Source organism: Catenulispora sp. EB89 (genome assembly GCF_041261445.1).
Lineage (GTDB): Bacteria > Actinomycetota > Actinomycetes > Streptomycetales > Catenulisporaceae > Catenulispora.
Genome location: NZ_JBGCCU010000014.1, coordinates 254,239 through 274,838, shown reverse-complemented (window position 1 = coordinate 274,838; position 20,600 = coordinate 254,239). Strand labels below are relative to the sequence as shown.

Sequence of the window (20,600 nt, the reverse complement as noted above, 5' to 3'; positions counted from 1 at the left end):
CAGCGTGCGGTTCCGACTTCCCCTGTGAGTTGGCCGTTCTCGCTGAACACAATCTCGCCCTTTAGAGAGGGCGTCCTAAGACCGGCAGGACTGGCGACGTGACCCGCCTCCGTTGTCAGTCCTGCCATCCACACCTGTGGAGATCACCGTGAAGCCTCTGATCTACGGCTACGTGCGCATCGAGGACGGTTCGTCCGAGGACGACATACAGCAAGCCGAGCAGCGCATGAAGCACCTCGCTAGAGCCGAGGGGTTCAGCTACGAGCGCACCTTCTACGAGTACGTGTCAGGGGATCATTCCACGTTCGAGGAACTGATCGCCGAGATTCAGCGAGTCGAGGCCAGAGCGGTGATCGTGCCCTCCTATGAGCATCTGTCGGCTCACCCCATCCTGTTTCAAATCATGGTCGAGCGGCTGAGCCAAGAGGCATCGGCGTGCCTCTGGACTGTCGAGGGCGATGCTCCCATTGGAGCTGACGACGCCACGTTGGGCGGCATCTAGTGGACGAGCGCGACGAGCTGATTTTCGTGCAGATCAACGTTATTGCGGCAACCACGGGCCGGTATGTGGTCGGCGTCCTGAAGGGCGACATCAGCCGCGAGGAACAGCTTAGGTTCGCAGATCACCTCCTTGACTGCGCAGCGACGATCCGAGATCGAGCGCGGCAAACCCACGGCTACGACGCGGAAGGTGGCAACTCCGATGAGGGCAACGGCCGAACGTCCGTCGGCGCGTCAGATGAACGACACGACCAAGCCGCAGCCGGCCATGACTAGCCCGCGGCCGAGCCTGATGAGCTCGATCAACCTCGCGGCTGTTGCAACGGCAGTCAGCTGCTCCAGGCTGTTCGTCGGCTCCACCTTGAAGCAGTGGAACCTACAGCACCTCACTGACGATGCTGAACTCATCGCGTCCGAGCTGGTGACGAACGCCGTGAAGAAGACCGGCATCACCAGGCCGTCGCCCCGATTCACCGAGCTGGCGGGCCTCGCCATGTTGCAAGTCCGGTTGGTTGTTCTGCGTGACGGCCTGATCGTTGAGGTGTGGGATCGGGACACCACCGCACCCGTCGTCAGCAGTGTGGAAGAGCTCGATGAGAGCGGCAGAGGGCTGTTCATTGTCGAGACTCTGAGTCGAAGGTGGAACTTCTACCGCCCCGAGGGCGGCGGTAAGTGGGTGTGGGCCGAGCTAGCCATTTCGATGGTTCAAGGCCCCTTGCCGAAGCGCCATAGGTCGAACGCACCACCCGTGCAGCCGATCAAGGTTGAGGAGAACGTCGCCCTGATCGAGCGCGTCCGTGACGGACTGCGGGATCTCTAATGGTTGACCATTTCGACAAGGGCGACGTGGTGCGCGTCGGTGACGAGCCACGCTTAAGCGTCGTGGTGCTGCCTTCGTACTGCAAGCCAAACCCCGAGGACATCCCGGACGACATGCCACCTATTGACGTGTGCTGTCTTCCTGTCGCTCTGGTGCGCACGGAAGGTACCGGGCTTCGGTGGGTGGATCTCGGCGACCTGCACCGAGTCTCCCGAGGGCGATACGATGGCTGATCGGAACTACCAGGCGATCTACGAACGGATGGGTACTAATGTCCGTCACTTCAGCTACGTGCCCAGAGTGTGGCAAGACAGGCACCGTGACTGACGGCTGGGTGAAGCCAGGTGTCGCGTCCGGGCCGATTATGACGGGGCTCGACCCCGACAACTGCGAGGGGTGCAAGAACACCCTCAACAAGAACGGGTTCGTCGTCATTGAGACGACCAGGAACGACGACGGCACCGCGACGATTCAAGTGAAGCAGTAAGCACGCTCGACCCTGAAAACGAAGAACACCCCGCGACCGACCAACGGACACGGGGTGTTCTTCGTTGGGTGGTGCGGGGCTATGCCGACGCAGTCGCGTCAGTTGTTGAAGGTTTCAGCCAGATCCGCGAGTTCGTTGAACTTGGCGGCCAGGTCAGCGCTCCCATGACACCGGTAGTCCTCGGCCAGGTTCCGCAGGTCGGCGATAACCTCATCGTGGGTGTGGTGCTGGGGGGCATCCCGAGAGGAGAGCAGCAGTTTGGCGAACTCCTCATGGGTCATGGTGGTGCCAGTGTGCTCCTGGACGATGCGCCGCATCTCGGCCACGGCGTCCAGCTTGCGCTGTCGCATCTGGGCCGAGACGGCGGCGAAACTGCCGGAGATATCCGGAAATGAGTCGGGACCGCTGCTCATAAGAGTTCCCTTCATGAATCCTCTTGGCGAAGATGAATACCAATTCGCCGAGGGGTATTATGAAGGATTTAGTCATAAATGCAAGCACAAGCAATTTCATCCGCAACCCAGAGACAAAGAGCATCCGGCCATAGCTATGGCCGGATGCTCTAGTGACTCGCGGGTGCTACTGCCAGCCCTGCATCTCTTTTCGGCGTTTCCACTGCTCGAACTGCTCTTCGACCTTAGGGGCAATCTCTCGAACCTGTTCGAGCATTGATTTCCTAGCCTCACCTGGCAGCAAGACAGGAAGTAGCTCGCCGCAGACGGTGGAGGTGATTCCAGTCAGCCTTTCATCTGTTTGCTCATCCGAAGATCCAGGGCTGAGCGGCTGATGATAGAGCTCCATGAGCAGGGCGGTTGCGTGGTAGTTGAGCGTACCCGGCCCCAAGAGATGCTTGTCAGAGAGAAACGTAAACGCGAACGCCACTCCCTCCGACTCCGGTGGCACGAAGGGCGGTTGCATGGTGATGGGATGCAGGCCATCGGTGATGTGACCAGCGAGCAGGCGATCACGGCGGCGTTGGTAAATGCCATCGGAGGTAGACAGTTCCTCCCTATTCTCCGGCGGCGTTTCGAAGTAGGCGCGGATCATCGCGACTGTGAGCGCCCGGTATTCATGGCTCATCTTGGCGATGCTGTAGACGTAGCGGATCAGCTCATGCACACCGTCAGTTGGGTGGTAGGTACCATCCTCGTGGCCGCGCACGATTGGCTGGATGATCGGGGCGAGCAAGCGTTCGTGCGCCGCCCGAAGCATTTCAAACTTGGTGTTGAAGTGGTTGTGGACGGTTGCCGTCCCAACGTCGGCCGCCTCGGCAACCTGGTCGCGTGTGAAGTCGCCATGATCTAGCCCGTCATAGAGGTCGAGTGTGGCCATGATGATCGCTTCGCGTGTCCGTCGACGTTTGGTCTCTGCGGCCCTCTGTCGAGGGCTGATCTCTTCTTCTGCCATGTCACCAGAGGCTAAGCTCAACCAACAGGTCGGTCAAGACGTGAGCTCCATGCCCAACCGACACAAAAGTCGAACGATAGGTCTTGACTCAAGCTGTCACGTCTGTCAGTTTGGTCTCAACGACCTAGCCACCTGGCTGGCCGACGGTTGAAGGGCAGGTTCTAACTGCCTGCGCCCGGACACGAAGGAGAGGGAGTCATGGGGAAAGACCTGATGTTCGGTGGCCAACCGGACGAACGGCACGGCGCGTTGACCCGGCGTTCTGGCGTACAGCGCGAGATCGAGCGGCGGGCGGAGCGTACGGGAGCGGAGCTGATGTACCAGGCGGGAAAGCAGGAGTTCACCGCTATGCTTCGCAAACGCCGAGCCGAGCAAGGAATGCATGACATCGCCGACGTGGGCAACCTTGCGCGGGAGTTGGCGGACGGTGACCCGTTCCTAGGTAGCCTGCTTGTTCCCGTCGTCGAGGAGTTTGCTCGCCAGACGGCGTATGACGTGCGGGCGTTGGGACGAGGCTACTGATATGAGCTGGCTGAATCTCGTGATCATCCTTGGCCCCGTTGGCCTGCTTCCCCTCTGGTGGCTGATTGAGGGGATCTACGAGCAGCACAACTATCGTCGCCAGCGGCAGCGTCGGATGGTCATCGTCGCCAACCGGATGCACTTCCGAAAGTTGAAGGCCATGGACGACATGCGGCGGCTTGCTCGCGAATACCGCCGCTAATCACTGAGCCTGCCCCGTCTCGTAGTCGCGTCCCGAGGTCACTACGGCCGAGAAGCTTGGGCGTGTGGAACCGAGCGACTACGAGACGGGGCAGGTGGTCTTTGAGCTTCCCGACCCAACTCTCCGCCGGCCTCCGGGATAGGTCGGCAGATTCCAGCAGAGAGGTACTGCCGTGAAGAAGGCTCGGAGTTGGCTCGTCACACTGCTGTTGGGGGCCTTCGCCGTCAAGGCGGTGTGGTGGGTGGTTGCACCGATGGTGCCGTACCTCATCAGCGCACTGATTATCGTCGTCGTGATGGGCGCGATCTATCACCGCATGACGCGGTGGTAAAAACTACACATCCCAGGCGTATGTCAATGTGAGAAAATAGACATGTATGAATCCGCCAGCTTTTCTCACCCTCTCAGCTGTCCTAGCGCTTTCCAGCGCTCTCTTTTTGGGACGGATCAGCATGCAGACTTCCGATGACACCCGTGCGTCGTACCGGCTCACCTTCCCCGCCGAACTGGCAGCCGCTGAGGTGGCGAAGTGGCTCAATGCCGTCTCAGGAACGCTCCGTGCTGGGACTCACCTCTTGAACGTACCGACCATGGCGTTCGAGTCGTGGGCAACGGAGCTGGGCATCACGCACCGCATCCGGGTACCGAAGAACTCTGCGGGCTACATCGTCCCCCAGCTCCGTTCTTTGGTGCCCGGCATGACGGTGACGCCCGAGAACGAAGAACCCGAGCATCAGTGGACGACCGCGGTGGAGCTGGGTCAGACGAACCCAAGCCGCACGCTCAACATCCATGACGCTGAGGCTCTTTCGACGAGCGTCCTCACTAACATGCAGAGTCTCGCCAGGGGCGAAGCGCTGTTGATTCAGTGGGTGGTGCGGCCTGCGGCGAAGGAGACGCTTCCCAAGCAGGGCCGTGAGCAGAGCACCAGCAAGTACAGCGTGGTTGGTCAGCTTCTCTCTGGCACCCGCAGCGCCGACAAAGACGAGATTGCCGACCGTCGCGCGAAGCTTGCTGAACCCAACTTCATCGCGGTGCTGCGGGTGGCCGCAAAAGCCAGCGACCACGTCAGGGCGGCCGGCCTGCTCTTGAACGTCCGAAACAGCCTGACGAGTGTGCATAGCCCAGACAACCGGTTCAAGAAGCGCCTGGTGACGTCAGGCCGGTTGATGGAGCGCATTAAGCACGCGAGCGGTTCAGTCTTGTACCCGGCAAAGCTCTCGACCACAGAACTGGTCTCGCTCATCTCCTGGCCGATCGGCAGTCCTCATATCGCGGGCCTGCCTCGAAGTCGCACTCGTCATCTCCCCGCTACCGGAGCGGTGCTGAGTGCAGGGCGCGTGATGGCCAGGTCTAACTTCCCTGGCGCTGAACGGATGCTGGCGCTTGATCCGGTCGAATCAGCTCAGCACCTCCAGGTGGTTGGGCCGACGGGTTCAGGCAAGACGGCGCTACTGAGCAACTTGATTGTTCAGGATATGGAGGCGGGCCGCGGGGTCATCCTCATCGAGAGCAAAGGTGACCTCTTTCAAGCGGCACTTGACCGTGTGCCAAAACACCGTCTTCAAGACGTCGTGCTCCTGGACGTGACCGACACGGAATACCCGGTGGGCTTCAATATCTTGCAGGGCTCGCCCTACGTGGTCGCTGCCGACATCCAGCGGCTTTTTGACCACTTGTACCCTCAGGACGCCCGAGGAGTGCGCGTCAGGCAAGGGTTCTACCACCTGATCCTGACGCTTCTCATGAGCGAGGGTGCACGCGGGCAAATGACGTTCGCGGACATGGGGGCGCTGAGCGTGCCGAGGGGCAACCAACAGCAGTTCTCGGATGACCTGATCCGTGGCGTCTCACACGTCGAGGAGCTTGCTCATTGGTGGCAGGAAATCACTGCCCTGCCTCGTGCGCAGAGAGAGCAGTACTTCAAGCCGCTCTCAGATCGCATCTGGCAGCTCAACAACCGCCGCTCAATCCGGAACATCATCGGGCAGAGCTCCAGCACCATCGACCTCCGAGAGGTGATCCGAGGAAACAAGATCCTGCTCGTTAATCTCGGCCGTTCTACCGAGGGCAAGGAGACAGCCGGCCTGCTCGGCAGTCTGCTGCTTAACTCGATCTGGAGCACGGTACAGAGCGGTGTCGCCAATCCGACCCAACCTACGATGCTCTACCTCGATGAGTTCCAGGACTTCCTGAACCTCCCCATCTCACCGGCCGACATGTTCGCCCAAGCGCGCAGCCTCGGCCTCGCGATGACGGTGGCGCATCAGTTCCTCGGCCAGCTCACCAAAGAGTTGCAGGATGCCACCCAGAACAACGCCCGTTCTACGGTGGTGTTCCAGACCTCAGCTGATGAGGCCCGATCGTTTGCACGCCAGTTTGGCCGCAGCGTCACCGAGGACGACTTCACCAACCAGGCGCGCTTCGAGGTAATTATGCGCCTCGCCACAGCGACGGGCGTGAGTGCCCCAATGACAGCGGTCACCCTGCCGCCCCGTGACCCGACAGGATTCGCCGACCGGGTGCGGGAGCTTTCGCGTAAGGCATATGGAAGACCTGTTGCCGAGGTAGAAGAAGAAATCTCACGGCGGCGTGGAACGCCGCCGCTCGGCCAAGCGACGAGCAAGAAACGAAAGTTCGGCGGAAAGGCATGGAACGAGTAATCCCGGCGTCCAAGACTTGTAGCGGACTTGTAGCGCAGGCCCAGCCCAGCCCCCTAGCACAGGGGTAGAACAGCCCCAGTCGTTGAACTACCCCTGTACCCCCTCTGACCAGGGAGATCACCCACCTCTATCACTGCGTGACTGTATAGGAACCTGAACCCATGGAAATGACCACCCGAGACACTGACATCCTGAAGCTAGTTGGCACCTTCACCCAGCTCTCCTCGCTGCATATAAGCGAACTGCTCTTCGCCGACCGCTCGCACTCCGTCCCTAATACCGTGCTGCGGCGGTTGGTACGACTCGGCTATCTGGCACGGGTGGGGCGTCGAGCCCACGGCGATAAAGGTGGAACGAGCCCCTACGTGTATCAGCTCGGTAGGTATGGGCGGGCGTTGCTCGACCTGGAGGGCCGCCCGTCAACAGTGGTGAGTGACCATGCCCTCATGATTGCAGATGCCTACCTAGAACTCCGGCGGGCGGAGAAATCTGGTGTCCTTGTGCTGAAGCGCTGGGACGTAGAACTCTCCGTTCCACCGGTGCGAGCAGACCTGTTTATCGTGCTCGACTTCCCCCACCAGCAACGGACAGGAAGCTATTTCCTAGAGATCGACCTCGGGACTGAGCGGCCCATCCGCTTGACGGAGAAGATCTCCGGCTACTGGCGTGCTGCGGAGAACAGCAGTGAGGAGTACTTCCCTTACGTGGTCTTCGTGGTGAAGCAGCAGGCACGTAAGGTGGAGATCGGGCGGATCATCCGGAAGCTCCCCGGGGAACAGAGGGAGATGGTCAAGGTAGTCATGCTCGCGGAAGTCATCCCGCAGCTGATGCAGCTCTGACTAGAAATCCCACACCTGCCGCAACTCAAGATGCTCGGGGACTTCGTGGCCTTCCGACCCCGGATAGCACTGGAGCATCTGGCGTACGGTGAGCACAGCCCGATAGGCGCCGCGCATAAGCTTGATCTGTTCCTTAAAGAGGCCGATGTCGTAGGCGTCCAGGCCGATCTTGTGAGCGTTCGGATTGCGCATCGCACGAACAGCTTTGAGCGTTTTGATGGCTTCTTCGAGAAGTTGCCGAGTGTCAGCGTCCTCGGTGTGGAACTTCTCTTGAATCCACTCTTCTAGGATGCGAATGGTGCCGCGCTGCGTTACGACGGTTCGCCCCTTCTTGTCGGTCGCTTCATCCTCGTAAGGCACTTCATTCTGAAAGAACTTCCGGCTCATGTTGTCTGACAGCATCTTGTCGAGCACGCCAGCAAAGTTTGCAAGCTCCCGAGCTGTGGGACGGATCAGATACCCAAAGTCGCGAGGACGCTCATCCTTGTACGACTTATTGAACAGAGGCGGTCGGCCGATCTGCTCACAAAGCGCGTTGATCTGCTCGATCTCTCCGAGGAACGCGTTGAACAAGGAAACCTTGTCCGGCCACTCGCCCATACTCATCTGCCAGTAGGCAGGGTGCGGTGTAAATTCGTCTGATCCGTCTTCTTCCTTTGCCTTCCAGATCTGCTGGTGCTCAGGGGACAGAGAAGCGAGGTAGCGCCGAAAGACTACAATGGCCCAATAGCGATCCTTAGCCATGGCGAGGCCGAAGGTCTGGAGAAGTACCTGATCGCGCTCGGCCATGGTTGACCGCTCGTAATACTCGTCATGGACGCCGATGATGCCGTCGATGTCAAATTCGTAGTAGTAACGTGGATCGTTGCGATATGACTCTAAGACCGAGAGGTCGAAGAAGTGAAAGCCCAACACGGGATGCCCGAGCGCTAGTTCAAGCGTGTAGGGGCGACCAGCGTAGTCTTGAGGATCGACTACTGATTCGAGATGAGCGACGGTCGGATAGAGGCATGCCGCGCGTAGGTCGCTTACGGCAAGCTTATCTAGCTGCTTGTCCACCGACTCCGGCTCGAACGCCAGCACATGCGGATTGGGGTGCCGATCACCATAGTTGACATACAGCGACCCATCCTCAATCAGGGGTCGCAACAGTTGACGGAGAGTCTCTAGCTCAATGTCGAGACTATGTACCGGTAGACCGTTGAAGTCATCCGACGCGCAGTAGAAGTCAGTAGCTCGGGCAAGAAGTGCTTCGGATGTCATTCTGACAGTATGTCACGTTAGCTTGAGTAGAACACGATCTTTAGTGAGACCAACAGCAATGACTGAGGTCGTCTCGATCTACCCTCCTCGCCGGCCACGGTCAAGGACGCCCGCACCTATAGCACGAACTCCGCTCGGTGGATCGACGTCGACCAGAGGTGGCCGCGGTACGCACTGAACAGACCCGTTCTATGGGTCGTGGCCGGCATGGCCTTGGTGGGTGCGATCTCGACGCCGAGACGTGCGCACTTGGTGTGCTGGTCTTCTACGGAGCGACCGTCTCACAGGCCCTACAGGTCAAAAAATCGGGGTTGGGCGGAGACATGATCGTCTTCCACGCTAGGCGCCTCTCACAGCCGATCTCAGCGTGTCCTACGAGGTATCAGACGGCCTGTGTGTCTAGCTTCTTCAACGCGAGGGTGCAGAACAGTCCGAACGGATGCTTCTTCCCTGTTTCAGCGGCGGTGACCGCCATCCGAACGGCGCCCTCGTTGTGCTTCCATGCAGCCTTGAATACAGCGTTCACGCTGTCGGCTGGCACCTTGATGCGCTGACCGACCTCTTGAGCGATGCGACGTACCTTGCGCAGCTTGGCGAGGAACCTAAGCGAGCGCTCCCAGAAGGTCGGCTTGCTCTCGTTCCCCGGTACAGGGGTCGTCCTGGTGGCGCGTGCGAACCAGTGGCTCGGCTTGTCCTTCCCTCCCGCTACCTCTGCCAGATCGAGCAAGTCTTGCAGGTGCCCCCTGCGTATGAGCGCTCTGAACTTGCGACGGTACATCTTGTTATCGATGAGGTCGTCAATTTCCCTTGGTAGATCCTGCTCTCCTTCTATAGAAGTAACGGAGGAGCTATCGCTTGCCTTATTTCTATAGAACTCCAGGCTCTTTAGTGTTGATCCGATTCGTTCAGCCATGCGGCGTTCTCCTGTTTCTGATTCCGGGCAACACAAAAGCTGCCCTCGATGAGGATGGTTTAAGTTGATTGCGCGGCTCGGCGTACCTGCGTGGTGGCAAGGGTTCTAATAAAAGGAAAGAGCCCTCTTTCGAGGGCTCTCCGCGTCTTACCGCAATGCTATGTCTCCATAATAAACAAAACTAACAGAAAAAGCAACACTCTTTTGTGAGCAAATTTACAACGGGACGAGATACCCTCCGAAACCGATGGCTAGCGAATAAATCCATAGCATTGGGTAGACGCTAGCTTGACTCCAGTATAAGCATTTTGAGGCATCATTGCAATCATCAAAAAGATCACCCCTGTCGGGGTGATTCGTTCTAAGCAAGCTTGTGTTCAAGTCGCGTGATGCGGCGCTCGTGATCCTTGACTATCTCGGCATCCATCATCTCGTCGAAGCGTTCGTTCATCGTGGTCTCAAGTCCGTCGATACGAGTGTTGAGGCCCTTGATATCGTCTTTGGTAGCAAGGCGCGCAAGCTCTTCCTTAGTGGCAAGGCCGGCTAAGTCTTCTTTCGTGGCGACATGCGTCATTTCCTGCGAAAGTCTCGCGTCAATGAATTGCTTGAGGTCGTTGAATAGTTCTTCGTTTGTCATAACTAGGGTCTATTATGAGCCATTTTCTAGCGAAATCAAGGGTTGACGGGTTCGGCGGAAGGCGTCAAGCGCCATCATGACTACCTCGTAGTCTTTGACTTCCCGCTCTACGGCCTCGCGCTTCACCCACTTGACCCATTCCTTTGGCAGGTGGGTGGTGTACTTGACCACTAACGGTGTTGTGGGCTTGCCCACTTCCCCACTTGTAGGTCTGTGGTCATTGGCCAGTGTTGGTGCGTTCATCGCTTCCCTCCTTGTCTCTTAGCTTTGCTTGATTGCCTGCGCATCTTTGATGCGGGTGCTTTCATCAGACGCTCGGCGAGACGAATCCACGTCGTATCCGATGTCAGTTCGTGGTGCTCCGGCCTGATCCCTAGCCTCTCGGTCACGAAGACCTTTGAGAGCTGGCCTAGGAGGTCGGGCGAGATAATCCCTGCGTTCTTGTTCATTGCTTTTCTCCTTACTCTTTCATTCTAATACAATAGTGCTCTAGAATTCAAGAGCTCTCACGTTCTAGAACTCTAGAGTTCTAGAGTAAGCACGAGCTGGAGAGTGAGAGATTGCTTTTGTGTTCACTCTCGTGTTAACGTAATTGCATAGGAGAACAAATGAATAATGGCCAAGAAGATAGCAGTCGCCATCCATAAAGGTGGAGTAGGGAAGACCACCACCGCAAAGAACCTCGCGGCAGCCTTGGCGCAGGCAGGGAAGACGACCCTCTTGGTAGACCTGGACGAACAGGCCAACGCCACCAAGGGCTTGGGGGTTGATCCCGCCCAACTACCGGTCACGCTGAACCACTTGTTTATGAACCCGGATCTTGCTCCGTCCTCGGCGGTACTCACCACCCTGATAGACGGCCTCCATCTGATAGCAGGGCATCCAGACCTCTCGCGCACTGAGACTGGTATGGCCACGCTTCGAGGGACTGACCCGACAGCGCCTGACCCGATCGACGCTCTCAAGGGCATCTTGGCTGAGCTGGACGATCGCTACGACTTCATCATCCTCGACACACCGCCCAGCTTGGGCTACATGACTATCAACGCTCTCGCCGCAGCCGACGAGCTGTTGATCCCAGCGGCAGCGAGCGCGTACAGCCAAGACGGCTTGGCTCGCACCATCGAGGCGTACGAGCGAGCGGTAAAGAGCTACAACCCATCCCTCAAGCTTCGAGGCATCTTGGTGACGCGCTTCAAGCGCACGAACGCATCCTCGGCCGTCTTCGATGGGATAGGGGAGGCGTACAGCGACCTCATCATCCCTCAGCTCATCGTGGAGTCCACTGCTGTCGATGAAGCCGAGCAACTGAACCAACCGGTAGTGCTCTATGACCCGGAGAGCCCAGCCGCGCAGGGGTATAAGCAGGTCGCGGAGATCCTGATCCATGGCTAGCAACTTCAAGAAGCAGATGAGCGAGCGGAAGGAGAGCGCACCTCGCGTCGCCATCCCGCAGGTTGACCCAGAGGCACCTAAGCCGACGCCGGCCGAGCCGGTAGCTCTCGTCCAACCAACGGTCGCTGTAGAGCGGGTAGAGCCAGAGGTTCAAGCGAGCACCGCGGTTGCAGCCGGCCCCGCTCCGATGGAGCGACCGATCTACCTCACACTCGTGAGCACAGAGGAGCAGCCAACAAACCGGGGCTTCGCCATGTACCCCAGCAGACACACCCAGGTCGTACGAGACTTGGCGTTCATCGAGGGAAGACGGCCGTGGGCGATCATCGAGGACGCTCTTGAAGAGTACGTCATCAAGCACTACGGGAAGCAGTACAAGCGCCGCTAGAGGGGTTAGCGAAGGTTTACGTATCGAGGCATCTGAGTCAAGACGCCAAAGTTCTTTGGTTCAGCGTCGATAACTTCAGCGACGGCGAGACCTATCCCAGCTGCCTCGACCGCAGACTTAGCTGCATCATTCAGATACAGGATGTCGCTGATGTCGTCGTCGTATTGGTTCCAAAATTCTGAATCGGCAGGTGAGGCTTCGAAGAGGACTCTCATCGCCTGCTTTTCACCGCGCAAACCCTGTTCAAGTATTGCCTTAGCCGACTGTATAAATGCGCCGCGGATGGCGTCGCCTATCCGCGATATCATACCCTCGTTGACCTGCTGCTTTGTTAGACGAACGGAACTATACATATTCTAAATCTCCAAAAATTACTCAATGCTCTCAGTATACTCTCAAGAAGGAAGATTACTAGAGACTATGCGTCGCACAACAACCATTTTGCGACGTTAGCTAACAGGGGTGGAACGGGTCAACTTACCGAGAGAGGCCATGTCAAGGGCTGTGCCTGCACACTCCCACCCCTGTTGGAGGACATATTAGAACACATCGGTTCACGACGTGTCGCTGGTCACTGCGACCAACCATCCACACGCTGCCGCCATGGCGCTCAGGGTCTTCCGCAGCGCCGGCTGCGGACGTTGAACCCAGCCTTCTTCTGGCTCGGGGCATAAAAAATCCTGCTCCCACCGAGCAGGTTCGTGAACTCAAGCTCCATCGGAAGCGAGTCTGTTTATATGGAACAGGGCGTGGCTGGCTGGGTGTCGTCGCTGGAGGCGACGTATCGCCCAGCCAGCTTGCACCACCACAAGCTAACTACTCGCGCGAACTACTCCCGGCGTACTCAGCCCGTTGCCGCGCCAGTCCCCGACGATCGGGATGTCGGTAGCCGACCCGTAGTCGAACGACACAAACGCACCGCCTGACGGGTCGTTGTTGTTACGCAGATACCACGTCAACACACCATTGTTGCTCCGGGCGAGCCCAGGCGTGAACACGCCGTTCCCGAGCCACGCACCCGCTTCCGGTGTGTCAGTTGCCACCGCGCCGTAGCTGAATGAAACGAAGGCACCACCAGAAGCATCGTTGTTATTCCGGAGGTACCACACCCAGCTCCCGTTCTGGTTGCGGGCAAGACCAGCCTTCGTGATGCCGTCGCCCGTCCAGTCACCAACGACCACGTGATCCGTGGCCGCTGCTCCGTAACTGAACGAGGTGAATGCACCGCCCGATGGGTCGTTGTTGTTCCGCAGGTACCACACCAGCGCGCCGTTCACGTTGCGAACGACTCCTGGCGTAGAAATCCCCGACGTACCCCACTTGCCGACGATTGGGATGTCGGTAGCGAGCCCGAAGGTGTACGAGATGAACGCACCACCGTCGCTGTTGTCGTTACGGAGATCCCACTCCCACGCACCGTTCACATTGCGAACGATGCCCGGTGTGTAGGTCCCGTTTCCGTCCCAGTCGCCGGTCACAGGGTGGTCGGTTGCCACCGCGCCGTAGCTGAATGACGTGTACGCCGCACCACTCGTGGTGTCGTCGCTTCGGAGGTACCACTGCCAGACGGCGGTGGAGGTGGACGAGCCCGACAAAGTGTCGTTCGGGCTGTGTACCAACCCCATGATTGGCCCGGTTGCTCCATCGGTACGCGTGAGCGTTTTGTTGGAGAAACCGTAGCTCGTGCGCGGCTGGTTGTTGTAGCTGTTCTGCTCAACCGCGTTCACTTTGGAGTTGGCGATGTCGACCGAATCAACGATCGCCACGTGCCCAGCCCCGCCGTCGTACGTCGATCCTGCCGACACGATCATGTCGCCGGGAACGATGGACGTAATACTGCCATTGGCTTGGGTAGTCATACCCAGGTTGGCAGCATTGTTGTAGATGTCCGTGGCGTAGCTGACACCCGCGAAGATGCCGCCGTACCAGCCCATGCTCTTGTAGAGACGCTGAGCGAGTTCAACACACTCGTACCAGTTGACGCCGCTCCAGCCGCCTACGTGTGTCTGACCACCGCAGGTCGGGTCGGTGCTGGGTGCACAGACGTTAACGCCGCTGCCGTTCAACCACACGCTCCCCTGGAGGAGCGGGGTTACGTCCGCCCGCGCTGGCCCCGCGCTACCCACCACCCCCGTCAAGCCAGCAAGCACAAGGCTCACAGCCAACAGGAGGGCACGAAGACGCGTGAGCGTCTTCCGTCTTACCTTTTTAGTTTTCAAGGTTCTCATCCTTTCCCTGGACGCTAAAGGGGACGCGTGGCGGGAATGCCTAAACCCTTTCTGGTTACAGATGAGAAACGCGTCTGATCGCTCATTTTAAATGAACGCCTCTATAATCCAAAGCATGAGAACTATGGCGCGAGAACACGACCAAGGGGTGGAAATCGAGCCAGTTTATGATATTATTCTGAGAAGTATGAACGAAAACCCACTAACCCACAACCCACTAAAGCATGACGGTGCAGCCGGCCGCCAGAAGTCACTCTTAATCACGAGCGCTATAGTCCTCGGCGTAATCGCCGTAGCTGCGATTGCCTTCTCCGTCTACGCCTGGCAGCAAAATCGTCAGCTCAGTTCTGATGTCACCGCCAAGAACAACCAGATAGCTGAGTTACAGAAGCAGGCGGCTCCAGCGAAGACAACACCTACAACAACGCCAACGACTGATCCGTATGCTGGTTGGCAGAGTGCAACGTTGAAGTATGAGAAGGCTAGTTTTAAGTACCCATCGACTTGGACGCTTACGAACTCCAGCACGCCCGGCGGGACAGCTGATATACCAGCAACTCCTGGAATTGACTACGCGAAGTTGGTCAGCCCTACTGGCCTCACGCTCTCGATAGACACAGGAGATGGCGGCGCGAACGGCGGAGCGTACTTCGGTACGGTGCTTTCAGCAACGCCCATATCGACACTGGGTGGCAACTACTACCTTGGGTTTGGCTCAGGTGGTGCTTCTGGCTCGAATGTCACGGCTGCTGGATCTGTTGGTACAGCTCCGACAAGTTCCGCAGCACTTCCACCGAGTAAAAATGTTACGGACAAATCAGGTGCGCCGCTATATGATGTCATTAGCATGCTCTATAGCAGTGCTAGCGGCACCCCGACTTCGAAGCCGGTGAGCGCTTTCCAAAGCGACGCCTCCTACAACGACGCACTCCTCATCATCAAGTCTTTGAGCTACTAGACTCCGCAGCAACAATTAAAACGCCCCCGTCCCGACAACCCTTGCGGATCGTCAGGACGGGGGTTTTCCATCTCAACTACCGGGAGCGTTGGTAGGAGATGGAGCTTGGGGGATTACCCGTTGCCGTTACCGACACGGGTACCGGGAACGCGCCCGCGAGTGCCGCGCGCCTCGTTGAGCACCTTCGCCATGTCGGGCGCCAGCTTGTTGAAGTCCGCCAACTTCATGGCCACGTTCTTGGTGTGGCCGGTCGGCAGACTCACCTCCAGCACCACCAGGTCGCCGATCTCCTTGAACCCCTCGACCTCGGCGGCCAGGACGTCCAGGGCTTTCGGCTGGTCGAGTTCGGGGTGCTGCCTGACGACGACCGTCGCGAACTCGTGATCCGCGCCGTCCTGACCGCTCAGGTCGGACACCTTGCGAGAAACGATTGCCATTTCTGCTCCACTGTTTGAAGGTTAGACCGATACGTTCACGGCCCACTAACTATTTATTACACACAACATGCGTAGATAGATATGGTGGAATTGGCAACGGTCGTCGTATCTGATGACTTGCTGGAAGTTTTGTAATATAATTGATTACAGATTATGGCCTCCACCTCCATGCAAGCGCCCACACCATCGCAAATCGAACAGCGACAACCTAAAAGTCCCGCCCTCGTCAAAGAGCGGGACTGGGTGACGCTTCAACTTGCTCACGCACCGAAGCTGTCGAAGGCTCGTCTAGCTAAGATGCGTCAGCTCCTACTTGGATGACCGCCACACCACTGTCACCCGATTCTCGTCGTACGTAGTCTGACGCCCCTTCTCGCGCACCCCATGTGCGGGTGCGATGACTATCGCCTCGAAGAGCTCATCAAGAATCGCTTGTTTCCGGTCGAATGCGAGCGTCGGCCACTCCTCGGCCACTGACGTGACCTGCCTCGTCTTTCGCACCTGGCGCGCTACCTGTGAACGCAGCGTCTTCTGTTCATCCTCAAGCTCTTTAATGGACGGGAACACCAGCGAGCCCGACATCTCACCAGCTCGGTACGCCGTCATGAGTTCGGTGATTTTCGCAGTTACCTCGTCGAGTCGGGTCGTGTCGGGAGCGACCTCCGGCTCAGACGCTTCGATCGGTTGGTCGAGGTACGCCAGTACAAGGGCCGTGATCTGCTGATCGAGTCTCGGGCCTGAGATGCCCAGACCAGCGCACCCGCCTGCATCCTTGGACTGGCAGTTGTACGTGAAGTAGTGGTCACTCTTAGGAGCACGCACTAGCTTTGAGCCACACCGACCGCACCGCAGAACTCGGCTCAGGAGCCCCCTCGTTGGACGACGGCGATCAGGCTTTGGCTTCAAGAGTTCGCAGAGCGCTTCCCAGGTCGGCACGTCGATGAGCCCACCATCAGCCCGCTTGACCCGCTGGCCCTCCTTGTCGAGCAGGAGTTCCTTCTTGTACACCGCCAGGCCAGCGATACCCGGCGCGATCAAGATACGGCGCACGGTCTCCCCCGTGACTCGACCGCCACGAGCGGTCGTGATGCACTTCTCCCGCCACTCTTCAGCGATAGCTGTAGGACGCATACCAGCGAACACATCCGCGATGGCCTTGGTTGTGATGACAGCCTTGTCCTCGTTGATCGAGCCGTCAGCGTTGCGGTAGAACGCTGGGTAGTTGCTGAAGACGTTCCCCCTCAGCGCTTCGTCTCGGTAGAAGTTGGTCACCCGCTTTACCGTCTTCGCGCTGGAGTGGTTGGCGATATTCACCAACATGCGAGCGATCATCTGACCGTCCTCATCCGTGAGGTCGATGCTCATGGAGGGAAGCCAGAGAACAGGCTTGGGGCGCTTCTGCTTGAAGTAGGCGTCACAGTACGCCTTGATGACCCGCTCCAGGTCAGTAGGCTGCCGAAAGATCCGATCCAGATCCCAACCAGCGATGCCGTCGTTCTTAGCGGCGATGAAGTCTTGAAGCCAGGGTTCAAAGCCTTCGTCGCGGATGACCTCTGGCTTATACGCTGACTTGTCGTTGTCGATGTACTCGCGCGTTGCGACTCCACCACGCGCCTCGATGAGTGGCAGGACACTACGAAGCTGCCGGTCGAGACCAGGTGCACGCTCTTCATCCGTATCTGAGATACGGGCGTACGGAGTGACGAGTGGTGTTGAGTTGTCCCGCTTCATATGGATATACCCTCATTATACCATTTTGGGTATAATCCTCAATACATTGAGAGGGCTGAACGCGCACTACAACCTCGACTCCCTCGCCGCGGCCTACGGCGAGCTGCGGGAGGCGGTGCGGCCGGCGGGATCGGCGGCGTCATAAAGTCGCTGGCATGCACACCGATGAAGAGGCGGCCGGGCTGGCCGCGGCACGCCGGATGTTCGACGCGGACAAGGCCTCGGCGGGGCTGGGGATCGAGCTGGTCGAGCTGGCGCCGGGGCGGGCCGTGGCGCGGATGCGGGTGGCCGCGTCGATGCTGAACGGGCACGCGATCGGGCACGGCGGGTACGTGTTCCTGCTCGCCGACACCGCGTTCGCGCTGGCCTGCAACAGCCACGGGCCGGCGACGGTCGCCGCCGGGGCGGACGTCAGCTTTCTGGCGCCGGTGGCCGAGGGGGACGTGCTGACGGCGCGGGCGGTCGAGCGGGTGGTGTTCGGGCGGAGCGGGATCTACGACGTGACGGTGGCGCGCGGGGGTTCGGACGCCGCGAGCGGGGCGGCCGGGGCGGCCGAGGAGATCGTCGCGGAGTTCCGCGGCCGCAGCCGGGTCATCGGCGGCCGCTGACGGCCCTCGCTGGTCATCGCCGCTCGCTTGCCGGTTCTCGATGGGTGCTCGATGGTCGTTGACCTTTCAAGCAGGTGTCGGCAATATGCCTGTAACCCAGATCACATCTGTCTGTCACAGTCAGGAGCCGCCGATGTCCGTCGCCGACCGGGACCGGGTGGTGTTCGAGCAGTACGCCGACGAACTCGGGCGCGAGCTGTCCGGGGCCTGGCGACGGGAGCGGGCCCGGTGCGTGATGTGCCGGGCGGCGAGCGCGGTGTTCCGGAGCTACGCGCGGGCCGGACTGACGATGGTGGGGATCAGTCCGCTGGCGGTCAAGCCGCGTCCGAAGGTGCCGCCCAGCGGCGAGTGAGTGGTGATCGCCGCGTCCCGATAGGGTGCCGCCCATGAGCACCGCCGAGCGACGCCACGCCGATCTGCTGCTCGCGGTCGACGGCGGCAACAGCAAGACCGACGTGCGCCTGGTCCGGGCAGACGGCACGCCGGTGCGCCGGGCGATCGGCGGGCCGTTCCGGCCGCAGGCGCTGGGCGTGCCGGCGGCGATGGCCGTGCTGGACGGGCTGGTGGCGCAGGTGCTGTCGGGCGACGGCGATCAGCTGACGCACGACGGCGCCGCCGACACCGGCGAAGAGCAGATCACCATCGGCCCCGTCACCCGGGTCCGCGGCATCGCGGCCTTCCTGGCCGGCGCCGACCTCCCGGAGGAGATCTCCACCCTCCAGGCCGAGGTCGAGGCGCGCGGCTGGGCCGACGAGGTCTACGTCGCCAACGACACCTTCGCCGTCCTCTACGCGGGCTCGCCGCGCCGCCAGGGCGTCGCAGTCGTCTGCGGCACCGGCATCAACTGCGTGGCGGTCGCCCCCGACGGCCGCACCGCGACGTTCCCGGGCCTGGGCTGGGAGTCCGGCGACTGGGGCGGCGGCGGGGACCTGGGACGCGCGGCGCTGTGGTGGGCGGTGCGCGCCGAGGACGGCCGCGGCCCGGCGACCCTGCTGCTCGACGCGGTCACGTCGCACTTCGGGCGCCCGCAGGCCCTGGACGTAGTCCTGGCCATCCACCGCGGCCAGGAGTCCGACCGCCGCCTGGCCGAACTGGCCCCGGCGGTGTTCGCGGCCGCCGACGCCGGCGACGAGATCGCGGGCTGGCTGATCGACGTCCTAGCCGACGAGATCGCCGGCATGGCCGCCTCGGCCGCCCGCCGCCTGGACCTGGACGCCCCGGACGTGCTGCTCGGCGGCTCGGTGGCGGCCGCGGGACATCCCAGGTTGCTGGCACGTGTCCGGGAACGCGCCCCCGGCCCGATCACCGTGGTGACCGACGCACCGGTCGTCGGCGCGGTGCGCTACGGGGTGGGACGCTGGGGCGCCGACGCGCCGATCCCGGCCTGAGGCACACCCCGGAAAGCAGGCTCCGGTGATTCGCGCTGTCGACAGCAGCGCGAATCACCGGAGCTCGAAAGGGTCGCAGATCGACCTGAAAAACACGTTAAGAGCGGCGGCCAGCCGTCATCCGGGGACGTGCGCGCCATACATGCGTTGAGAAGCAAGTGTCGGGTAAGCGCAGTGTTGCGACGCGTGCACGGTCGGCACCCTCACCGGCCGCTGTCGCGAGCACGCCACGTTCACCGATCGCCGTCGCGCGCCGCAACCTCCGCAGCCTCCGCCGCCTCGGCGGCCTCCGCGACCGCCTTGATCCGCGCCAGCCGCCGATCCCAGTCCGCGGCCAAGGTCGCCATCCACCGCGCCGTCGCGTCCAGCGCCGCCGACCGCACCTCGTAGCGCACCTCGCGCCCCATGCGGCGGCCGGCGACCAGCCCGGCGGCGTCCAGCACCGCCAGGTGCTTCACCACCGCCTGCCTGGTCACCGGCAGATCCCCCGCCAACTCCGTCGCCGACGCGGCCCCCCGCGCAGCCAGCAGGTCCAGCAGACGCCGCCGGGTCGGATCGGCGAGCGCCGTCAGCACCTCGTCGACCGGCTCGGCCAGAACGCCGCCCTCCGAACCCGCCTCATCCATCGAAACCCCCTGCGACCTCACGCCGCCTCTTCAGCGCGCTTCTTGAACGCGTCCATCACCTCAGCCCACCCCGACGTATTGTCCTTCAGCGCCCCGCGCCGCACGTCCTCGCTCCCGTCCAGCACCGCGAAGCCGCTCTCGACCACGCGCAGCCGGGTGCCGTCACCCTCGGGGGTGAGCGTGAACTCGATCAGCGTCGTGATGCCCTCGCGCAGCGCCTCGCCGCCGTAGGCACTGGCCCACCGGTAGGAGACGTAGCTCTTGGGGTCGACCTTCTCCACTCGCACCGGGAAGTCGCCGTACTTGTCGTCGTGGGCGACCGTGGTCTGGCCGACGGCCGCGGTGGCGCCGGTCGGGGCGACCCAGAAGCCGGGCTCGGTCACCAGCGACCAGACGCGGTCCTGGGAGGCGGCGATCAGGGTCTCGCGCTCGATGCGGTCCTGGATGTCGGTGGTCATGATGTGCTCCTTCGCTCGTTCGTAACCTGCAACTCCAGAGTTGCACATTGCTCCGCGACGCGCAACCCTAAGGTTGCACATATGCCATCACCGCTGCTCCGGACAGGTGACCGATCGGTTCGCCGCCCC

The 20,600-nt window shown here is 60.6% G+C and carries 28 protein-coding genes; 15 read left to right on the top strand and 13 right to left on the bottom strand.

The features are described 5' to 3' along the window. Nucleotides 1-136: 136 nt before the first annotated feature. The 4 genes from ABH920_RS28340 to ABH920_RS28325 all read left to right on the top strand — a co-directional run bounded on the left by ABH920_RS28340 (nt 137) and on the right by ABH920_RS28325 (nt 1,808). Nucleotides 137-502 carry a recombinase family protein gene (locus tag ABH920_RS28340; protein WP_370352201.1) on the top strand — a complete coding sequence of 122 codons (366 nt, stop codon included), beginning with the start codon at nt 137-139 and terminating at the stop codon, nt 500-502. Next, entirely contained in the window at nt 502-777 is a 276-nt protein-coding gene (locus tag ABH920_RS28335) for a hypothetical protein (protein ID WP_370352200.1), read from the top strand. Before ABH920_RS28340 ends, ABH920_RS28335 begins: the two co-directional genes overlap by 1 nt. Then, nucleotides 740-1,321 carry an ATP-binding protein gene (locus tag ABH920_RS28330; protein WP_370352199.1) on the top strand — a complete coding sequence of 194 codons (582 nt, stop codon included), beginning with the start codon at nt 740-742 and terminating at the stop codon, nt 1,319-1,321. The genes ABH920_RS28335 and ABH920_RS28330 overlap by 38 nt, the downstream gene beginning before the upstream one ends. Before the next feature lie 319 nt (nt 1,322-1,640). Beyond that, a complete protein-coding gene (locus tag ABH920_RS28325; protein ID WP_370352198.1) occupies nt 1,641-1,808 on the top strand; it encodes a hypothetical protein in 168 nt (55 codons plus the stop codon). A gap of 98 nt (nt 1,809-1,906) precedes the next feature. On the opposite strand, the gene ABH920_RS28320 is transcribed toward ABH920_RS28325, so the two are convergent. Both ABH920_RS28320 and ABH920_RS28315 read right to left on the bottom strand, forming a co-directional pair. Continuing rightward, nucleotides 1,907-2,221, bottom strand: coding sequence for a hypothetical protein (locus ABH920_RS28320; RefSeq protein ID WP_370352197.1), 315 nt, complete (start codon nt 2,219-2,221; stop codon nt 1,907-1,909). A gap of 166 nt (nt 2,222-2,387) precedes the next feature. Then, nucleotides 2,388-3,215: a TetR/AcrR family transcriptional regulator gene (locus ABH920_RS28315; protein ID WP_370352196.1), complete on the bottom strand. Its 828-nt coding sequence runs from the start codon at nt 3,213-3,215 to the stop codon at nt 2,388-2,390. Nucleotides 3,216-3,413: 198 nt separating this feature from the next. Here ABH920_RS28315 and ABH920_RS28310 point away from each other — a divergent pair, with 198 nt between their 5' ends. From ABH920_RS28310 to ABH920_RS28290, 5 genes are all read left to right on the top strand, one after another. Next, nucleotides 3,414-3,737: a hypothetical protein gene (locus tag ABH920_RS28310; protein WP_370352195.1), complete on the top strand. Its 324-nt coding sequence runs from the start codon at nt 3,414-3,416 to the stop codon at nt 3,735-3,737. Nucleotide 3,738: 1 nt separating this feature from the next. Further along, complete coding sequence (locus ABH920_RS28305) at nt 3,739-3,939, top strand: hypothetical protein (protein ID WP_370352194.1); 201 nt, start codon at nt 3,739-3,741, stop codon at nt 3,937-3,939. Between the two features lie 172 nt (nt 3,940-4,111). Next, complete coding sequence (locus tag ABH920_RS28300; RefSeq protein WP_370352193.1) at nt 4,112-4,270, top strand: hypothetical protein; 159 nt, start codon at nt 4,112-4,114, stop codon at nt 4,268-4,270. A 121-nt stretch (nt 4,271-4,391) separates the two neighbouring features. Continuing rightward, the gene (locus ABH920_RS28295; protein WP_370352192.1) at nt 4,392-6,602 is read left to right on the top strand and encodes a type IV secretory system conjugative DNA transfer family protein; all 2,211 of its coding nucleotides are present in this window, start codon (nt 4,392-4,394) and stop codon (nt 6,600-6,602) included. A 161-nt stretch (nt 6,603-6,763) separates the two neighbouring features. Next, on the top strand, nt 6,764-7,441 hold the full coding sequence (locus ABH920_RS28290) for a replication-relaxation family protein (RefSeq protein ID WP_370352191.1): 678 nt from the start codon (nt 6,764-6,766) through the stop codon (nt 7,439-7,441). Here ABH920_RS28290 and ABH920_RS28285 read toward each other — a convergent pair whose 3' ends face one another. The 5 genes from ABH920_RS28285 to ABH920_RS28265 form a co-directional block, all read right to left on the bottom strand. After that, complete coding sequence (locus tag ABH920_RS28285) at nt 7,442-8,704, bottom strand: AAA family ATPase (protein ID WP_370352190.1); 1,263 nt, start codon at nt 8,702-8,704, stop codon at nt 7,442-7,444. A 382-nt stretch (nt 8,705-9,086) separates the two neighbouring features. Beyond that, nucleotides 9,087-9,617 (bottom strand): hypothetical protein, encoded by a 531-nt coding sequence (locus ABH920_RS28280; RefSeq protein WP_370352189.1) that lies wholly within the window; start codon nt 9,615-9,617, stop codon nt 9,087-9,089. A gap of 361 nt (nt 9,618-9,978) precedes the next feature. Then, a complete protein-coding gene (locus ABH920_RS28275; RefSeq protein ID WP_370352188.1) occupies nt 9,979-10,254 on the bottom strand; it encodes a hypothetical protein in 276 nt (91 codons plus the stop codon). A gap of 12 nt (nt 10,255-10,266) precedes the next feature. Next, nucleotides 10,267-10,497 carry a hypothetical protein gene (locus ABH920_RS28270; protein WP_370352187.1) on the bottom strand — a complete coding sequence of 77 codons (231 nt, stop codon included), beginning with the start codon at nt 10,495-10,497 and terminating at the stop codon, nt 10,267-10,269. Continuing rightward, the gene (locus ABH920_RS28265) at nt 10,494-10,703 is read right to left on the bottom strand and encodes a hypothetical protein (RefSeq protein ID WP_370352186.1); all 210 of its coding nucleotides are present in this window, start codon (nt 10,701-10,703) and stop codon (nt 10,494-10,496) included. The genes ABH920_RS28270 and ABH920_RS28265 overlap by 4 nt, the downstream gene beginning before the upstream one ends. Before the next feature lie 166 nt (nt 10,704-10,869). On the opposite strand from ABH920_RS28265, the gene ABH920_RS28260 reads away from it, so the two are divergent. Next, nucleotides 10,870-11,649, top strand: coding sequence for a ParA family protein (locus ABH920_RS28260; RefSeq protein WP_370352185.1), 780 nt, complete (start codon nt 10,870-10,872; stop codon nt 11,647-11,649). Beyond that, complete coding sequence (locus tag ABH920_RS28255; RefSeq protein ID WP_370352184.1) at nt 11,642-12,037, top strand: hypothetical protein; 396 nt, start codon at nt 11,642-11,644, stop codon at nt 12,035-12,037. The genes ABH920_RS28260 and ABH920_RS28255 overlap by 8 nt, the downstream gene beginning before the upstream one ends. Before the next feature lie 5 nt (nt 12,038-12,042). On the opposite strand, the gene ABH920_RS28250 is transcribed toward ABH920_RS28255, so the two are convergent. Further along, nucleotides 12,043-12,390 carry a hypothetical protein gene (locus ABH920_RS28250; protein ID WP_370352183.1) on the bottom strand — a complete coding sequence of 116 codons (348 nt, stop codon included), beginning with the start codon at nt 12,388-12,390 and terminating at the stop codon, nt 12,043-12,045. A gap of 459 nt (nt 12,391-12,849) precedes the next feature. Continuing rightward, a complete protein-coding gene (locus ABH920_RS28245; RefSeq protein ID WP_370352182.1) occupies nt 12,850-14,103 on the bottom strand; it encodes a CHAP domain-containing protein in 1,254 nt (417 codons plus the stop codon). 277 nt (nt 14,104-14,380) lie between these two features. Between ABH920_RS28245 and ABH920_RS28240 the strand changes: the two genes are divergently transcribed. Beyond that, nucleotides 14,381-15,223, top strand: a complete 843-nt coding sequence (locus tag ABH920_RS28240; RefSeq protein ID WP_370352181.1) for a hypothetical protein — start codon at nt 14,381-14,383, stop codon at nt 15,221-15,223. Nucleotides 15,224-15,336: 113 nt separating this feature from the next. Here the strand turns inward: ABH920_RS28240 and ABH920_RS28235 are convergent, their stop codons facing one another. After that, nucleotides 15,337-15,660, bottom strand: coding sequence for a hypothetical protein (locus tag ABH920_RS28235; protein ID WP_370352180.1), 324 nt, complete (start codon nt 15,658-15,660; stop codon nt 15,337-15,339). 309 nt (nt 15,661-15,969) lie between these two features. Next, nucleotides 15,970-17,391 (bottom strand): recombinase family protein, encoded by a 1,422-nt coding sequence (locus tag ABH920_RS28230; protein ID WP_370352179.1) that lies wholly within the window; start codon nt 17,389-17,391, stop codon nt 15,970-15,972. A 155-nt stretch (nt 17,392-17,546) separates the two neighbouring features. Here ABH920_RS28230 and paaI point away from each other — a divergent pair, with 155 nt between their 5' ends. From paaI to ABH920_RS28215, 3 genes are all read left to right on the top strand, one after another. Further along, a complete protein-coding gene (gene paaI, locus ABH920_RS28225; protein ID WP_370352178.1) occupies nt 17,547-17,999 on the top strand; it encodes a hydroxyphenylacetyl-CoA thioesterase PaaI in 453 nt (150 codons plus the stop codon). A gap of 133 nt (nt 18,000-18,132) precedes the next feature. Continuing rightward, nucleotides 18,133-18,351, top strand: coding sequence for a hypothetical protein (locus ABH920_RS28220; RefSeq protein ID WP_370352177.1), 219 nt, complete (start codon nt 18,133-18,135; stop codon nt 18,349-18,351). Between the two features lie 34 nt (nt 18,352-18,385). After that, nucleotides 18,386-19,387 carry an N-acetylglucosamine kinase gene (locus tag ABH920_RS28215; RefSeq protein WP_370352176.1) on the top strand — a complete coding sequence of 334 codons (1,002 nt, stop codon included), beginning with the start codon at nt 18,386-18,388 and terminating at the stop codon, nt 19,385-19,387. 233 nt (nt 19,388-19,620) lie between these two features. Here ABH920_RS28215 and ABH920_RS28210 read toward each other — a convergent pair whose 3' ends face one another. Both ABH920_RS28210 and ABH920_RS28205 read right to left on the bottom strand, forming a co-directional pair. Continuing rightward, nucleotides 19,621-20,013, bottom strand: coding sequence for an ArsR/SmtB family transcription factor (locus tag ABH920_RS28210; protein WP_370352175.1), 393 nt, complete (start codon nt 20,011-20,013; stop codon nt 19,621-19,623). A 17-nt stretch (nt 20,014-20,030) separates the two neighbouring features. Then, entirely contained in the window at nt 20,031-20,471 is a 441-nt protein-coding gene (locus tag ABH920_RS28205) for an SRPBCC domain-containing protein (protein ID WP_370352174.1), read from the bottom strand. Nucleotides 20,472-20,600: the final 129 nt, after the last annotated feature.

Bases quoted from the DNA above. Each gene is read 5' to 3' on its own strand.
- ABH920_RS28230 (WP_370352179.1), bottom strand. From the start codon at position 17,391: ATGAAGCGGGACAACTCAACACCACTCGTCACTCCGTACGCCCGTATC.
- ABH920_RS28310 (WP_370352195.1), top strand. From the start codon at position 3,414: ATGGGGAAAGACCTGATGTTCGGTGGCCAACCGGACGAACGGCACGGC.
- ABH920_RS28320 (WP_370352197.1), bottom strand. From the start codon at position 2,221: ATGAGCAGCGGTCCCGACTCATTTCCGGATATCTCCGGCAGTTTCGCC.
- ABH920_RS28220 (WP_370352177.1), top strand. From the start codon at position 18,133: ATGTCCGTCGCCGACCGGGACCGGGTGGTGTTCGAGCAGTACGCCGAC.
- paaI (WP_370352178.1), top strand. From the start codon at position 17,547: ATGCACACCGATGAAGAGGCGGCCGGGCTGGCCGCGGCACGCCGGATG.
- ABH920_RS28270 (WP_370352187.1), bottom strand. From the start codon at position 10,497: ATGAACGCACCAACACTGGCCAATGACCACAGACCTACAAGTGGGGAA.
- ABH920_RS28305 (WP_370352194.1), top strand. From the start codon at position 3,739: ATGAGCTGGCTGAATCTCGTGATCATCCTTGGCCCCGTTGGCCTGCTT.
- ABH920_RS28295 (WP_370352192.1), top strand. From the start codon at position 4,392: ATGCAGACTTCCGATGACACCCGTGCGTCGTACCGGCTCACCTTCCCC.
- ABH920_RS28210 (WP_370352175.1), bottom strand. From the start codon at position 20,013: ATGGATGAGGCGGGTTCGGAGGGCGGCGTTCTGGCCGAGCCGGTCGAC.
- ABH920_RS28235 (WP_370352180.1), bottom strand. From the start codon at position 15,660: ATGGCAATCGTTTCTCGCAAGGTGTCCGACCTGAGCGGTCAGGACGGC.
- ABH920_RS28205 (WP_370352174.1), bottom strand. From the start codon at position 20,471: ATGACCACCGACATCCAGGACCGCATCGAGCGCGAGACCCTGATCGCC.
- ABH920_RS28280 (WP_370352189.1), bottom strand. From the start codon at position 9,617: ATGGCTGAACGAATCGGATCAACACTAAAGAGCCTGGAGTTCTATAGA.
- ABH920_RS28265 (WP_370352186.1), bottom strand. From the start codon at position 10,703: ATGAACAAGAACGCAGGGATTATCTCGCCCGACCTCCTAGGCCAGCTC.
- ABH920_RS28315 (WP_370352196.1), bottom strand. From the start codon at position 3,215: ATGGCAGAAGAAGAGATCAGCCCTCGACAGAGGGCCGCAGAGACCAAA.
- ABH920_RS28255 (WP_370352184.1), top strand. From the start codon at position 11,642: ATGGCTAGCAACTTCAAGAAGCAGATGAGCGAGCGGAAGGAGAGCGCA.
- ABH920_RS28285 (WP_370352190.1), bottom strand. From the start codon at position 8,704: ATGACATCCGAAGCACTTCTTGCCCGAGCTACTGACTTCTACTGCGCG.
- ABH920_RS28290 (WP_370352191.1), top strand. From the start codon at position 6,764: ATGGAAATGACCACCCGAGACACTGACATCCTGAAGCTAGTTGGCACC.
- ABH920_RS28330 (WP_370352199.1), top strand. From the start codon at position 740: ATGAACGACACGACCAAGCCGCAGCCGGCCATGACTAGCCCGCGGCCG.
- ABH920_RS28275 (WP_370352188.1), bottom strand. From the start codon at position 10,254: ATGACAAACGAAGAACTATTCAACGACCTCAAGCAATTCATTGACGCG.
- ABH920_RS28250 (WP_370352183.1), bottom strand. From the start codon at position 12,390: ATGTATAGTTCCGTTCGTCTAACAAAGCAGCAGGTCAACGAGGGTATG.
- ABH920_RS28215 (WP_370352176.1), top strand. From the start codon at position 18,386: ATGAGCACCGCCGAGCGACGCCACGCCGATCTGCTGCTCGCGGTCGAC.
- ABH920_RS28240 (WP_370352181.1), top strand. From the start codon at position 14,381: ATGAGAACTATGGCGCGAGAACACGACCAAGGGGTGGAAATCGAGCCA.
- ABH920_RS28260 (WP_370352185.1), top strand. From the start codon at position 10,870: ATGGCCAAGAAGATAGCAGTCGCCATCCATAAAGGTGGAGTAGGGAAG.